The sequence below is a fragment of the Nocardia sp. NPDC047038 genome (genome assembly GCF_040644075.1).
Classification (GTDB): domain Bacteria; phylum Actinomycetota; class Actinomycetes; order Mycobacteriales; family Mycobacteriaceae; genus Nocardia; species Nocardia sichangensis.
This window is the reverse complement of sequence record NZ_JBEYVQ010000001.1, coordinates 302,946-317,352: the sequence shown is the minus strand read 5'-3', so window position 1 is coordinate 317,352 and position 14,407 is coordinate 302,946. Positions and strand designations below refer to the sequence as shown.

Sequence of the window (14,407 nt, the reverse complement as noted above, 5' to 3'; positions counted from 1 at the left end):
ATCCACGACGCTCGACCACGACGCGATCCCATACCACGACGAGCCCGAACCTGTCGGACCCCGCTGTTAGCCTGAGCACCAGGATCGGCGCTCTTTCGCTCACGAAATCCATTGGGGGATCGCATGTTCGAAGATCAAACGCTCGAAGGCACCGGACCGGCTCCGACGCCCCGCCCGCAGAGCTCCGCGGAAGCGATCGATCCGTTTCGCGAGTGGCAGGAGACCGCTCCGGACGGAGTCCCCGAAGCCGACCTGCGCCGTGCCGTCGCGGTGGCGACCTTGTTCGGCGCGGATGATTCCGCCGAGGCGGAACAACTGATGACAGTCGTCTTCGGCAATGGACCCGATACCGCCGCCGACCGGGTGGCGGTCGTCCAGTGGCTGCGGTCCAAGTTCCCGAGCGAGCGGTATCTCGATCCCTCGCCCGGCCCGCTCGGCGACGCGCTCGTCGGTCAGGCGCTGCGCGCGGAAACAGACGCCGGGGTACGGCTGCTGGCCGACGGCGTGCACAGCGCTTCTCTCCGCCAGCGCGAGCGATGCTTCGAAATCCTCTCCCGGCTCCGCACGACAGACGAATACATCGCCTCCGCCTGCGCGAAGTATGTCGCCGCTCATCATCGCCGGTTGGCCGAATACATCGCGGATTCCTCGAAGGGCGACCCGGAAGTCCGGCTTCCCGGCTCGATCACCCATCTCCTCCTCAGCTCGATACCGAATAGCCCGGCCGACGGGTCGAACTCCGGGGGCACGCGACAGCTGACGCTCTCCTTGATCGAGATCGGCGATCGCCTCCGCGCCGCAGGCGACACGCGGGCAGCCGGGCGACTGTACCGCCGCGCGTTCCTCCTCGGTCTCGATGACGACCTCGACAGCCCCCTCGCCGAGGAGCGCGATTCCGACGGGGAACTCACCCCGCTCGCGAGCGGGGCGGTTGAAGCCGGGCGCCTGTACCGACGCTCCGTTGCTATCGGTGAACATGTCGCCACCGCGCAACCGGCCGACTCCGGTTACCGCCGCGATCTGTCGGTGTCGTACGGCAAACTGGCCGATCTGGAACGGAAAGCGGGCGCGGTCGACACGGCGACCAGACTGCACTACTGCGCGCTCGCCATCGCCGAAGAACTCACGGAGGCCGAACCCGCGAACCGCGTGTATCGCCGCGATCTCGCTGTCGTCAACGAGAAGATCGGCGACATCGCCCACGCCGCGGGCGATGCCGACAAAGCCGCGCGCCACTACGGGGTCACGCTCCTCCTCACCGAAGAACTCGCCGCGGCCGACCCGGGGAATACGCTCTATCGACGCGATCTCTCGGTGTCCTACAACAAGCTGGGCGATCTGGCGTCGGCCACCGGCGACCTCGATGAGGCCGCTCGGCGCTACCAGCTCGCGATCAACATGGCGCGAGAACTGGTCGATGCCGATCCGGACAACCTCCAGTACCAGCGGGATCTTTCGATCGGCTACGACAAGCTCGCCGAAATGGCCCGGACTCGAGGAGATCTGGACGAAGCGATCCGCCTGTACCGGCGCTCGATGGAGATCGCCGAAGCGCTCGTCGCTGCCGAACCCTCGAACCTCGGATACCGACGCGACCTGTCGATCACCGTAGACCGGCTCGGCGGGGCGATCCGCGCGAACGGCGATCCGCACGAGGCCATCCGGCACTACCATCGCGCCCTCGCTCTCACACAGGAACTCCTCGCCGCCGACCCCACCAATCCGCAGTACCGCCGCGACCTCGTCGTCACGTGCAATGTGCTCGGTGACATCGCCAGAGAATGGCGCGATTTCGGCGAAGCCGCCCGGTTCTACCGACGTGCGCTGGAGGGCACGGAGGAACTGGCCGCGAGCGCACCTGGCAATCTCCAATATCGTCGCGACCTCTTGGTCGTCCACGATGCGCTGGGCTCGTTGGCGATGGATCAGGGCGACTACGACGGCGCGGCGACCCACTGCAGGCCTGCCCTGATTCATGCGGAGAAACTGTCGGCCGCCGACCCGGTGAACCTTCGGTATCGGCGTGATCTGCTGCTGGCCTACAACGCGCTCGGCAGAGTCGTAGCCGCCCAGGGAGATCACGGAGAGGCGACGCGACTGTACGAGCACGCCATCGCGGTCGCCGCGAGCCTGGTCGAATCCGCGCCGGACAACAGCACCTACCGCAGAGATCTCTCGTTCTGCTACCACCGGTTCGGCGACCATGCCCGTGCACGGAACGACCTCGCCGAAGCCGATCGCGCGTACCGGAACGCCATGACCATCGATCTCGCTCTGGTGGACTCTCAGCCGTCCAACCCGTCTTACCGCCGCGACCTCTCGGTCACTTACGACCGCCTCGGCACTCTCTCGCGAGCGAGCGGCGACCACCATGCCGCGCGGGACTGGTACAACCGCTCGGCCGAGATCGCCGAGGAACTGTCGGCCGCCGACCCGGGCAACCTCGGCTATCGCCGCGATCTGCTGTCCTGCTGCGACAAACTGGGCAGCCTCGCTCGCGACACCGGCGATATCGCCGGCGCGGCCCAGCATTTCCGCCGCGGACTCGCTGTCGCCGACCATCTGGTGCGCTCGGCGCCATCCGATCTCGGCTACCAGCGCGATCTGGCCCTGATGTACGAACGTCTCGCCGACTTGGCGGGCGGTGTCCGCTGAGATCAACGATGTTCCGTCATCGATCGACGCACAGGCTCGTGGCGGCTCGGCATTCAGGTGGCCGATACGACCGCGCACACTCCCACCGGATGTTTCGACGCCGTGATTCAGAACGCGGGCTGGGCGGGGAGGTCAGGATTCGGGTCCGGACTCGACTCACCCGCGTCGGGAACTTCGGTGCCGCGCAGCGAGGTTCCGGCGGTTTCACGCAGGTAGTTCCAGGCGACCAGGCCGACCAGGGAAGCGCCGACCATGTAGACGGCGGGGAACAGCGACCAACCGGTTGCCTCGATGACGGCCTCGTTGATCAGCGGGGCGGTGCCGCCGAAGATCGCGGTGGAGACGTTGTAGGCCAGCGCGAAGCCCGCGTACCGGACATGGGTCGGGAAGATCGCGGGGAAGGTGGAGCTGATGGTGGACAACTGCGGCAGGTACAACAGTCCGAGCACGATGAAGCCGAAGATCGCCCATACCGTGCCCTGGCCCATCAGCCAGTACATCGGCACCGCGAGCACGCTGAGACCGGTCAGCGAGAACAACCACATCGGACGGCGGCCGACGTTGTCGGACAGCCGGCCGAAGAACGGCAGCACCAGCATCATCACCAACTGACCGAGCAGCATCATCGCGGTGGTGGCCGATTCGCCCAAGCCGATCGTTTTCTGCAGATAGGTGGGCTGATAGGTCAGCAGCGTGTAATTGACCACGTTGAGCGCGACCACCAGTCCGGCCAGCGTCAGCGTCTCGCGCCGGTAGGTGGTCACCACTTCACGCAGACCGCCTGGCGGGCGCTTGTGCTCGGCGACCTCGGTGAACACCGGGCTCTCGTCGAGCCGGGCCCGCAGGTACCAGCCGGTCAGGCCGAGCGGGATGGCGATAAGGAACGGGATGCGCCAGCCCCAGTCGTGCATGGTGTCCGAACCGAGCGCGAGCTGGCACGCCAGCACCGTCGCGGAGCCGCCGACGAAGCCCGCGAGCGTGCCGAATTCGAGGAAACTGCCGAGGAATCCGCGTTTGCGGTCGGACGCGCACTCGGCGAGATACGTTGCCGCGCCGCCGTATTCGCCGCCGGTCGAGAAGCCCTGCACCACGCGGAGCAGAATCAGCAGGATGGGTGCCAGCACGCCGACGGACGCGTGGGTGGGCAACACGCCGATGGCGCCGGTGGCGGCGGCCATGAGCAGGATCGTGGTGGCCAGCACGGCTTTACGGCCGATGCGGTCACCGAGCGGGCCCCACACCATGCCGCCGAGCGGCCGGAGCACGAACGAGATGGCGAAGCCGAGCATGGTGCCGAGCGTGCCCAGTTCCCCGGGGAAGAAGGCATCGGTCAAATACGTCGCGGTGGCCGCGTAGACGCCGTAGTCGAACCATTCGGTCGCGTTGCCCATGGCGGAGGCCGCGACGGAACGTCGCAGCGGGAAACTCTCGGAAGTTCGATCGGTCACGTGCACGTCCTCTCCAGTCCGTCACGGACCTCGGTTCGTTCCACCTCCGGCCGCGAGAACCGAAGGTGTGGCACGAAACAGACCGATACCCAGGATTCGCCCCGGGCAAACAGTCACGTAACAGGAAGAGGGCGAACACATCTGCGCTGACCTGCGACTCCACTAGTAATTGTGATGCCGGTCACATATGCACTCAGGCCGCACCGGTCACCGCCTCCACGACAGTCGCGATACGACGGCGCTCGCGCTCACTTCGGCCCGAGCATGGCGGCGATACCCGCGGCGACTTCCTTCGCCAACGCCCCGTCGACCGGAGCGTGCCGCCCGAGCAGGCGGTACCACATCACTCCGAAAGCGAAATCGACCACGAGGTCCAACGACACCGCCCCGGTGAACCGACCACTGTCCACACCTCGTCGCAGCAGCGTGCGCAACACCTCACGACGCGGGCCGATCACGGCGTCCTGCAATCGCTCGGACAGCGCCGGATCGCGTTGCGCGTCGGCCATCAGTCCCACCAGAGCCTGGCCCGTCAGCTCGCGCGTGAGTTCGTAGGTCGCGGTGAGCAAGCCTTCGACCTCGGCGAGCACGTCGGCGGACTCGGCGCGCACACGCAATGCCGGGTTCTCCTCGACGAGCCCGGCCAGCGCCTCCATGAGCACCGCGGCCTTGTCCGGCCACCAGCGATACACCGTCTGCCTGCCCGCCCCCGCGGCGTCGGCGATGGCCTTGATCGTCAGGTCCTGGTAGCCGTCCCGTTCACACAGTTCCAGCGCGGCGCGCAGGATCGCGCGCCTGGTTTCCTCGCTGCGCGGGCGGCCACGGGTTCCGGTCATGCCGACACTTTACAAGACACCATGCCTCGTTTATATTTCGAGACACAGAGCTTCGAAAATCAGGAGGATGTTGTGGGCAACCGGGTCGTCATCGTGGGCGGTACATCGGGCATCGGCCTGGCCGCGGCGCGCAGGCTCGCCGACCACGGGCACGAGGTGATCGTCGCGGGTCGCGACAAGGGCAGGCTCGAGGCCGCATTGGCCGATCTCGGCGAGAACGTCACCGGCCGTACCGTGGACGCGCGTGACGAGGCGGAACTGACCCGATTCTTCGCGGAGATCGGGCGGATCGACCATGTGGTGGTGACCGTGACCGGACCGTCGGGCACGACGCCGTTCCGCGAGCTCGAACTCGAGCATCTGCGCCGCCACGTCGAGGGCAAACTGCTCCCGCACACCGCCGCGATGCAAGCCGCGCTGCCGCACCTGAACGAGGGCGGTTCGATCACCCTGGTGTCGGCGGCCTCGGCGGGCGGCTCGATGCCCGCCACCGCGGCGCTGGCGGCGGTCAATGCCGGTGTGGAGGCGATGGTTCCGGTGCTGGCGGTCGAGCTCGCGCCATTGCGCGTGAACGCGGTGTCCCCCGGCGTGATCGACACCGAATGGTGGAGCTTCCTGCCCGACGGCGCGCGCACCGAGGTCTTCGACCAGATCGCCGCGACCACGCCGGTGGGGCGGGTCGGCACCGCCGACGACGTGGCCCACGCGATCGAATTCCTGGTGGACAACGCGTTCACGACCGGAATCGTGGTGCGCGTCGACGGCGGCGCACGACTTGGCGCGCCGAAGTAGGTCCTACAGCGGCGTCACGTAGGCGCCCGCGATGCCGCCGTCCACCAGGAACTGGGACGCCGTGATGAACGAGGAATCGTCGCTGGCGAGGAAGGCCACGGCAGCGGCGATCTCCTCCGGTTCGGCGAACCGGCCGAGCGGCACGTGCACCAGGCGGCGGGCGGCGCGCTCCGGGTCCTTGGCGAACAGTTCCTGGAGTAGCGGGGTGTTCACCGGCCCGGGGCACAGGGCGTTCACCCGAATGCCGTCGCGGGCGAACTGCACGCCGAGTTCGCGGCTCATCGCCAGTACGCCGCCCTTGGAGGCGGTGTAGGAGATCTGCGAGGTCGCCGCACCCATGACCGCGACGAACGAGGCGGTGTTGATCACCGATCCTTTGCCGCGCTCGAGCATGTGCTCGATGGCGTACTTGCTGCACAGGTACACGGAGGTCAGGTTGACCTCCTGAACCCGCCGCCACGCGTCGATGCCGGTGGTCAGGATCGAATCGTCCTCCGGCGGGGAGATGCCCGCGTTGTTGAACGCGATGTCCAGCCCGCCGTAGGTGTCGACCGCGGTCTGGAAAAGGGCCTTGACCTGGTTTTCGTCGGTGACGTCCACGTGCACGTACCGGCCGCCGACCTCCTTGGCGGCCGCCTCGCCGGTCCCGGCGTCGATGTCAGCGACCACCACCTTCGCCCCCTCCGCCGCGAAGCGACGGACCGTGGCCAGACCGATACCGCTCCCGCCGCCGGTGACGACGGCGACTCGATCCTGTAAGCGCTGCAACGTATCTCCTGTCGGATGTGCGGGTGTCACTACGTGGCGAGGAAGACGTTCTTGGTCTCGGTGAAGGCGAGCGCGGCGTCCGGGCCGAGTTCGCGCCCGAGCCCGGACTGCTTGAAGCCGCCGAACGGCGTCCAGTACCGCACGGACGAATGCGAGTTCACCGACAGGTTGCCCGCCTCCACACCGCGGGCCACGCGCAGCGCGCGGCCGACGTCGCGGGTCCAGATCGAGCCGGAGAGGCCGTAATTCGTGTCGTTGGCGATGCGCAGCGCGTCGGCCTCGTCCTCGAACGGGACCACCGCGACCACCGGCCCGAACACCTCGTCGGTGAGCACCCGGTCGGTGGGCGCGCCGGGCAGCACCACGGTCGGCGGATACCAGAATCCGGGACCGTCGGGCGCGCTTCCGGTGAACGCGACCTTGGTCGAGGGTTGCACGAACTCGGCCACTCGCTCCCGGTGCGCGGCCGAGATCAGCGGGCCCATCTCGGTGGATTCGTCGGACGGGTCGCCGACGCGCACCCCCTGCACGGCGGGTTCCAGCAACTCCAGGAATCGGTCGAACACACTGCGCTGCACAAGGATCCGGGAGCGGGCGCAGCAGTCCTGCCCGGCGTTGTCGAAGACGCCGTAGGGCGCGGTCGCCGCCGCCTGTTCCAGGTCGGCGTCGGCGAACACGACGTTCGCGCTCTTGCCGCCGAGTTCCAGCGTCACCCGCTTCACCTGCCGAGCGCAGCCCGCCATGATCCGCGTGCCCACCTCCGTGGAACCGGTGAACACCACCTTGCGGACGGCCGGGTGGGTGACGAAGCGCTCTCCCACCACCGACCCCTTCCCGGGCAGCACCTGGAACACACCCTCGGGCAGGCCCGCCTCGAGCGCCAGTTCACCGAGTCGCAGCGCGGTCAGCGGCGTCAGCTCGGCGGGTTTGAGCACCACGGTGTTGCCCGCGGCGAGCGCGGGCGCGAAACCCCAGGCCGCGATCGGCATCGGGAAATTCCACGGCACGATCACGCCGACCACGCCGAGCGGTTCGTGGAAGGTGATGTCGACTCCACCCGCGACCGGAATCTGACTGCCCAGCAACCGTTCCGGCATTCCGGCCGCGTAGTGCAGCACGTCGCGGACGTTGCCCGCCTCCCAACGCGCGTTGCCGATGGTGTGCCCCGCGTTGGCGACCTCGAGCCGGGCGAGCTGCTCCACATCCGCGTCGACCGTCTCGGCGAACCGGCGCAGCAATCTCGCCCGATCGCCGGGCGCCACCTCGCGCCACCCGGCCGCCGCGCGCTGCGCGGCGGCGACGGCGGCATCGGTCTCGGCTTCGCCGACGAGCTCGACGGTGGTGACCACCTGTTCGGTCGCCGGGTTGAGCACCTGCGCTGTCGTCACGAGTCCCGCTCCCTTCGATAGGTGTCCGCCGCCTCGGCCAGCGCCCGCACCAGCCTGCGATCGGTGGCGTCGGCCTCCGGATGCCACTGCACGCCGACCAGGAACGACCCGTCGGTGGACTCCACGGCCTCGATCGTGCCGTCCGCGGCGTACGCGGTGGCGGTCAGGCCCTCGGCGAGCCGATCGACGGCCTGGTGATGGTGGCAGTTCACCTTCACCTCCGGACCGGCCAGCCGCGCGACCCGGCTGCCCGCGATGGTCAGCACCCGGGTCGCGGTGAACCCGCCCTCGACGCCGGAGTGCTCCTCGTGTCCGACCACATCGGGCAGATGCGGGATCAGCGTGCCGCCGAGCGCCACGTTCGCCAGCTGCAGCCCGCGGCACACCGCGAGAATCGGCATGCCCGCGGCTCTGGCCAGCTCGAACAGGCCGAACTCGGACTCGTCCCGGTCCGGCCTGGTGTAGCCGGGGATTCCGGCGGCGGGGCCGCCGTAGCGCGCTGGATCGACGTCCGCGCCGCCGGTCAGCACCAACCCGTCGAACCGTCGCACCAGCTCGGGACGCGCGACGCCGGCGGGCGGCAGCAGCACCGGGATGCCGCCCGCGGCGGCCACCATCTCGACGTAGGCGTGCGGCAGCACCGCGCACGGCAGATCCCACGCGTTGAAGCGGGCCTGCTCCACATAGGTGGGCAGGCCGATCACGGGACGGGCTCCCGCGACCTCAGAGTCGTTCGAAACCACGGATACGCTCCCAGTCGGTGACCGCGGCGTCGTAGGCGTCCAGTTCGACCCGCGCCGCGTTGCGATAGTGCTCCACTACATCATCACCGAAGGCCGCGCGAGCCACCGCGCTGTCGCCGAACAGCTGGGCCGCTTCGCGCAGCGTACGCGGCACACGGGGGCGCTCGGAGTGATAGGCGTTGCCGTGGAATTCCGGCTCGAGCGGCAGCCCCCGGTCGATGCCGTGCAGTCCCGCCGCGATCAGCGCGGCCACGGCCAGGTACGGGTTCACGTCACCGCCGGGCACCCGGTTCTCGAAGCGCAGCCCATGATCCTCGCCGACCACGCGGATGGCGCAGGTCCGGTTGTCCCGGCCCCACGCGATCGCGGTCGGCGCGAAGCTGCCCGCGACGAATCGCTTGTAGGAGTTGATGTTCGGCGCGAGCAGGTAGGTGAACTCGCGCAAGCAGTCCAGCTGGCCCGCGATGAAGTGCCGCATCAACGGCGACATGCCGTCCGCGCCGTCCCCCGCGAATACCGGCTCGCCGGCCTCGCCGCGCAGGCTCAAATGAATATGGCAGGAATTGCCTTCCCGCTCATTGCATTTCGCCATGAAGGTGAGGCTGCGCCCTTCCTGCGCCGCGATCTCCTTCGCACCGGTCTTGTAGATACTGTGGTTGTCGCAGGTGACCAGAGCTTCGTCGTACCGGAACGCGATCTCGTGCTGGCCGGGGTTGCACTCGCCTTTGGCCGACTCGACATACATCCCCGCGCCGTCCATCTCCTTGCGGATACGGCGCAACAACGGCTCGATCCGCCCGGTGCCGAGCATCGAGTAGTCGACGTTGTACTGATTGGCCGGCGTCAGCCCGCGGTACCCCGCGTTCCAGGCCGCCTCGTAGCTGTCGTCGAACACCAGGAACTCGAGTTCGGTCCCGACGAACGCGCGCAGGCCGCGCTCGCTCAACCGGTCCAACTGTTTGCGCAGCACCTGGCGCGGTGAAGCCGCGACCGCCCGCCCTTCCGGCACCACGTGCTCGACGTCGCAGAGCACCAGCGCGGTGCCCGGCCACCACGGGGCCGTCCGCAGCGTGCGCAGATCCGGCCGCAGCACGACGTCTCCGTACCCGGTCTCCCAGGACGAGAGCGCGTATCCGTCGACGGTCGTCATGTCCACGTCCACCGCGAGCAGGTAACCGCAGGCCTCGGTGGCGTGCTCGAGCACCTCGTCCAGGAAATAGCGTGCCGCGCAGCGCTTCCCTTGCAGTCGCCCCTGCATGTCGGTCATGGCGACCAGCACCGTGTCGATCTCACCCGTATCGACCTGGTCCCGCAATTGCGCCACACTCAGCATCCCGCTACGCATCCACGACCCCTCTCGGCACCAACCGTGCTCACGCTAGAGCAAAACGGACACCTTTGTGACGTGACACCGGAATCTCGTTCCCGGCGCGTAACGGTGTGCGATCAGGCCAGCTCAGCAACGTCTCGGTGGCGGCCGAGCAAGATCAGGACAACGGATTGCGCAGCGCCGCGGAAAAGACCGACAGGCGGCGCGGGCGGGGACGCGACAGCGCGGGCGGGCGCGGTGCGCGAATCGGCCGTCCGAGCCACATGCGCACGAGCAAGGCCGCGAATCGCAGGTGGCCGCGCAGCGCCGGACCGGCGAAGGCGAGCGACCAACGCGTCTGCGTACCGGCCGCGGGCAGCTCACGACCGGCGAAGCGACCGGCGAGCCAGTCGACCATGACCGGCAGCGCCAGGAATTGCAGCAGCAGATGGGTGCTGAGCCGATCGCGCAAGTAGCGCACGTGGACGCCCGCCGCGACGTAGCGCGCGACGTGGCCGTCCACGTCGGCGGTCGCGATCACCTCGTCGTGCACGCCCTGCAGCACGAGCATGGGCATCGCGGGCGCGCGGCCGCCGGGGTGGATGTCGTCGAGGATCCGCCGCAGCCCGTCCTGCTCGAGCATTGCGGCCAGTCCCGCGTCACTGTGTTTGTCGATGTCGCGCCGGGCGAAGCGATACAGCAGCGGGAACGTCGCGGTGGTCTCGGTCTCGGCCAGCCAGCCGAGATATCGCGCGTCCAGATGCGCGCGCAGCATGCGGTCCAGATCCGGGTAGCCGCGGCGCAGCCCGGCGGTGAAGACGGCCGCGAATCCCGCGAAGAGGGTGCCGTTGAGCCGGACGAACGCGGCGGCCGGATCCCCCACCGGCGACCCGGCGACCGCGCCGACGATATTCAGCTCGGGCGCGTATTCGGCGGCCATTTCCGCGGCCCAGGCCGTGGCCAATCCCCCGCCCGAATAACCCCACAGCGCCACGGGTGTGGTCGGGTCCAGTCCCAGTGGAACGAAAGCGTGCGCGGCGCGCACCGCGTCCAGCGCGCGATATCCCGGCTCCCTGGCCACGCCGAACCGGCCCGCGGTTCCACCGTGATCCGGCACCGACACCGCCCAGCCCCGCGCCAGGGCGCTGGCGATCAGCGGCAGCTCGAGCTGGGGAATCGACCCCGCCGCCCGTGCGCCGCGCCGGAGCGAATAGGACGGAAGACATTTCGAGGCCACCGCGTCGATCGCGCACTGGAACGACACCAGCGGGCGCGGCTCGGCCGGATCCGCGCCCCACGGCAACAGCACGGTGGTCACCGCGACCTCGGGCACCCCGTTCAGATCACACGTCCGATAGAGCAGTTGCCAGGCCGAGATGCGCTGGGGCACAAGACCGAAGAAGCCGATCCGCACCGCCCGCGCGCGAACGATCGCGCCGGAACGCAACCGCCCGACCGCGGGCGGTGGGACGTAGAACGGATCGTCTTCGGGCAGTATCGGCCGCTGCGCGAACGGGGCCGGATCGGGCGGCACAGTACCGCCATCCCATTCGAGTTGCACACTCATCCGGTTCTTCCTTTCGACGGCACGGCCGTGATCGCGGGCATCCCGCGCCGGATCGCCCGTATTCACCCAACCAAGGTCGCGCCCGGAAAAGAATTGTCCCGGGTACCAATTAGACGCGCGCGGATTCTCGTGCCGATGCAGTGACAGCGGCTCACCAGCTGCCGTTGCCGCCGACCATCCACGGATTGAAAGCGCATTCCAGCGACGGCTGGGCGACCGGGTCGAGCGCGTGCAGGACGATCGACGCCGCCCGCGGCGAATACATCATCGTCAGGTGGTCGGACATGTCCTGCTCGCACCCGTCTTGCAGCGTGACGTTGTCCACCGTCGCGTCCGGCCCCGCTTGCAGGAACGTCCATTGATAAGGGTTGGTCACCTCGTCGTGCCGCGAGCCGACCGCCGTGTAGGCGACTCCGGGCACCGTGTCGCCCTGGGCGTTCAGACTGGCATAGAACGGCGAGCCCACCGCTTGCTGGATATTCGCGAGTCCGACCAGCGGCTCGTAGAACCCGAGAATGTCGACGCCCAGATTGTTGATGATCCGGCCCAGCGTGGCGATACCCATCAGCGACGTGCCGTGGTGTGTCGCTCCCAGGCTCACCAATTTGCCCACTTTGCCCTGGCCGCCCTCGAACTTCAGATAATGGTCGGCGACCGTCCCGCCTTGCGAGTGACCGACGATGTCGACGGCCTGCGCACCGGTCGCGGCCAGGACCCGGTCGACGAAATCGCGCAACTGCACGGCCGAATCCTCCATCCGGCCCACGCCGAAGCGCCCCGGCAGGATCGGGCCGAGACCGCCGCCCTCCAGGATGCCGGAACGCCCGAAATTGAAGGCGAACACGCAGAAACCGGCGCGGGCCAGGCGCGGGGACAAGTAGGAGAAGGTGTCGTAGGCGTTGAGCCAGGTGCCGTGCAGCAGCACCACCGGTCGCGGGTGTTCGGCGGTGGGGGTGCAGTTCCAGCGGTTGCCGCCGGGCGGGGCGGCGTCCGGGTGGGTCAGGCCGTAGGCGAAGGCCGCCAGATACGCCGACATCTCCGGGCCTTCACCGAACGCGTCGGAAGCGACGCTGGTCGGCCATCCCGACGAGCTGCCGCTGTCCACGATCGCGCGCGGTTGCCTGCCGTCCGGGGCGGGCGCCAGGCCCGCGCTGATGTAATCGGCCAGGGCCTGCTGGGTCGGTTCGATCTCCTCCCGCGCGTGCGCCGGTCCGTTGCCGAGTGCCGTGGCCATCGTCACGCCCGCGATCACCGCGGCCCCGAGAATCGCCCGTCGAGCGTTGTGCATCATTGCCAACATCGAGTTCACTTCCATTCACGCCGAACCACAGGCGGCCCGGCGGTGAATCGAACACCGCTACAGAATGTTTCCTACGCCACATTCGGATTCGAATGTGATCGGGGACATAGATGCGAGCCGCTTTCCGAATGTATGACTCGCGCCGGGGCGGTGTCACTGCACGCCGAGGAGAAGATTCCGTCTGGAATGTTGGCCCCGAAGCCAAAATTCGCGCGACTGGGCCCGCGACCTTGCCGCGGTTTCCTGTGGTCGGAAACAATCGGCCCATGTCCGTCGCGTTGTCCCCGGTGGCCGGAGACGCTCCGCTCGTCGCCCGGTTGCTCACCCGCTGGCCGCAGATCGCCGAGCGCATGCTCGCCGCAGGCCTCGGCACCACCTCGCCCGCCGCCGATCTGCCCGAGGGGCATTTCACCGCCGAGGTGCTTCCGGCGATCTACGCGTGCGGCCGCGCCGTGCTCCAGGCGATCGGTGAACAGCGCAGCTTCACCAAGGCCGAAGTCGCGACGTTCGTCGCCCCGGTGGCCGAGCGGCACGCCGAGGACCGGTTCCCCCTGCCCGTGCTGATCGAGGCCATTCACGGTTCCGCGCAGTCGGTGCTCCACGAGGCGGCCGCGCTGGCCTCCCGCGAGGAGCTCGACGACCTCGTGCTGGTCGGCAGCCGACTGCTCGACCTGCTCATGCAGATCAACATCACGGTCGTGGAGACCTACACCGAGGTCGAGCAGTCCATCTACAACGCCGAACGGGAGGCGCGCCGGGCGCTGTGCTCGGCGCTGCTGAACGGGTTCCCCGCGGCGGAGCTGGCGGCGCGGGCCGACACCGCCCTCGCGGAGCACTACACCGTGCTCGCCATCCACATCCGGCCCGACGATCAGCCGAGCAAGGTCGCCACACTCGTCGGACGCCGCCGCATCCGCCTGCTGCACCGTGCTCTGGACGCCCTCGCGGGCACCACGGCGCTGGCCACCTTCGACGGCTGGAGCGGAATCGCGTTGCTGCCCAGCGGTTCCGACGCCGAACTCGACGACGCGCGCCACACCGGGCTTGCCACCGAGCTGGCCGAGAACTTCGGGGTTCCGGTATTCCTCGCCGAGTATCCGTCCGTGCCGAAGGACGCCATTCCGCACACCGCGAAGGAAGCCACCGACCTCGCCGAACTCGCGCGCCTGCTCGGCCGCCCGGCGGGCGTCTACCAACTCGACGATCTGCTGTTGGAGTACCAGCTCACCAGGCCGGGCACCGCCCGCACCCGGCTGGCCGAGCGGATCGCCCCGATCCTGGACAGCCCGCACCTGATGGAAGCCCTCGACGCGCACCTGCGCCACGGCTCGGACCGTAAGGCCGCGGCCGCCGAGATCCACGTGCATCCCAACACGTTCAGCTATCGCCTGCGCCGCATCGCCGAACTCACGGGCGTCGATCCCACCGACCCGCACGACTCCCGGCTGCTGGCGGCCGCGCTGACGATTCAGCGCCTGTATCCGGGCAGGCCGCCCGGTGAGGCCAAGGCCTAGGCACGGGAACTCCCTGCGGTCGATCGCGGCCAGACCGTTGGGAACGCCATGGCCCACGACGGAGAATTTGTGTTAACTTAACTGCGA

11 protein-coding genes are annotated in these 14,407 nt (G+C 68.6%); 3 read left to right on the top strand and 8 right to left on the bottom strand.

The annotated features are described in order from the left end of the window. Positions 1-123 precede the first annotated feature (123 nt). Positions 124-2,655 (top strand): tetratricopeptide repeat protein, encoded by a 2,532-nt coding sequence (locus tag ABZ824_RS01590; RefSeq protein ID WP_356961052.1) that lies wholly within the window; start codon positions 124-126, stop codon positions 2,653-2,655. Between the two features lie 107 nt (positions 2,656-2,762). On the opposite strand, the gene ABZ824_RS01585 is transcribed toward ABZ824_RS01590, so the two are convergent. Together ABZ824_RS01585 and ABZ824_RS01580 are read right to left on the bottom strand one after the other, a co-directional pair. Further along, entirely contained in the window at positions 2,763-4,046 is a 1,284-nt protein-coding gene (locus tag ABZ824_RS01585; protein WP_356962412.1) for an MFS transporter, read from the bottom strand. Between the two features lie 305 nt (positions 4,047-4,351). After that, entirely contained in the window at positions 4,352-4,939 is a 588-nt protein-coding gene (locus tag ABZ824_RS01580; RefSeq protein ID WP_356961050.1) for a TetR/AcrR family transcriptional regulator, read from the bottom strand. Between the two features lie 72 nt (positions 4,940-5,011). Here ABZ824_RS01580 and ABZ824_RS01575 point away from each other — a divergent pair, with 72 nt between their 5' ends. Next, on the top strand, positions 5,012-5,731 hold the full coding sequence (locus ABZ824_RS01575; RefSeq protein ID WP_356961049.1) for an SDR family oxidoreductase: 720 nt from the start codon (positions 5,012-5,014) through the stop codon (positions 5,729-5,731). A 3-nt stretch (positions 5,732-5,734) separates the two neighbouring features. Here the strand turns inward: ABZ824_RS01575 and ABZ824_RS01570 are convergent, their stop codons facing one another. The 6 genes from ABZ824_RS01570 to ABZ824_RS01545 form a co-directional block, all read right to left on the bottom strand. Beyond that, positions 5,735-6,499: a 3-oxoacyl-ACP reductase gene (locus ABZ824_RS01570; RefSeq protein WP_356961048.1), complete on the bottom strand. Its 765-nt coding sequence runs from the start codon at positions 6,497-6,499 to the stop codon at positions 5,735-5,737. A 29-nt stretch (positions 6,500-6,528) separates the two neighbouring features. Further along, positions 6,529-7,887, bottom strand: coding sequence for an aldehyde dehydrogenase family protein (locus ABZ824_RS01565; RefSeq protein ID WP_356961046.1), 1,359 nt, complete (start codon positions 7,885-7,887; stop codon positions 6,529-6,531). After that, complete coding sequence (locus tag ABZ824_RS01560; protein WP_356961045.1) at positions 7,884-8,630, bottom strand: gamma-glutamyl-gamma-aminobutyrate hydrolase family protein; 747 nt, start codon at positions 8,628-8,630, stop codon at positions 7,884-7,886. The genes ABZ824_RS01565 and ABZ824_RS01560 overlap by 4 nt, the downstream gene beginning before the upstream one ends. After that, complete coding sequence (locus ABZ824_RS01555; RefSeq protein WP_356961043.1) at positions 8,611-9,975, bottom strand: glutamine synthetase family protein; 1,365 nt, start codon at positions 9,973-9,975, stop codon at positions 8,611-8,613. The genes ABZ824_RS01560 and ABZ824_RS01555 overlap by 20 nt, the downstream gene beginning before the upstream one ends. Positions 9,976-10,117: 142 nt before the next feature. Then, positions 10,118-11,506 carry a lipase family protein gene (locus ABZ824_RS01550; protein ID WP_356961041.1) on the bottom strand — a complete coding sequence of 463 codons (1,389 nt, stop codon included), beginning with the start codon at positions 11,504-11,506 and terminating at the stop codon, positions 10,118-10,120. Between the two features lie 151 nt (positions 11,507-11,657). Beyond that, entirely contained in the window at positions 11,658-12,797 is a 1,140-nt protein-coding gene (locus tag ABZ824_RS01545) for an alpha/beta fold hydrolase (RefSeq protein ID WP_356962411.1), read from the bottom strand. Positions 12,798-13,072: 275 nt separating this feature from the next. On the opposite strand from ABZ824_RS01545, the gene ABZ824_RS01540 reads away from it, so the two are divergent. Further along, entirely contained in the window at positions 13,073-14,320 is a 1,248-nt protein-coding gene (locus ABZ824_RS01540) for a helix-turn-helix domain-containing protein (RefSeq protein ID WP_356961039.1), read from the top strand. The last annotated feature ends 87 nt before the right edge of the window (positions 14,321-14,407 follow it).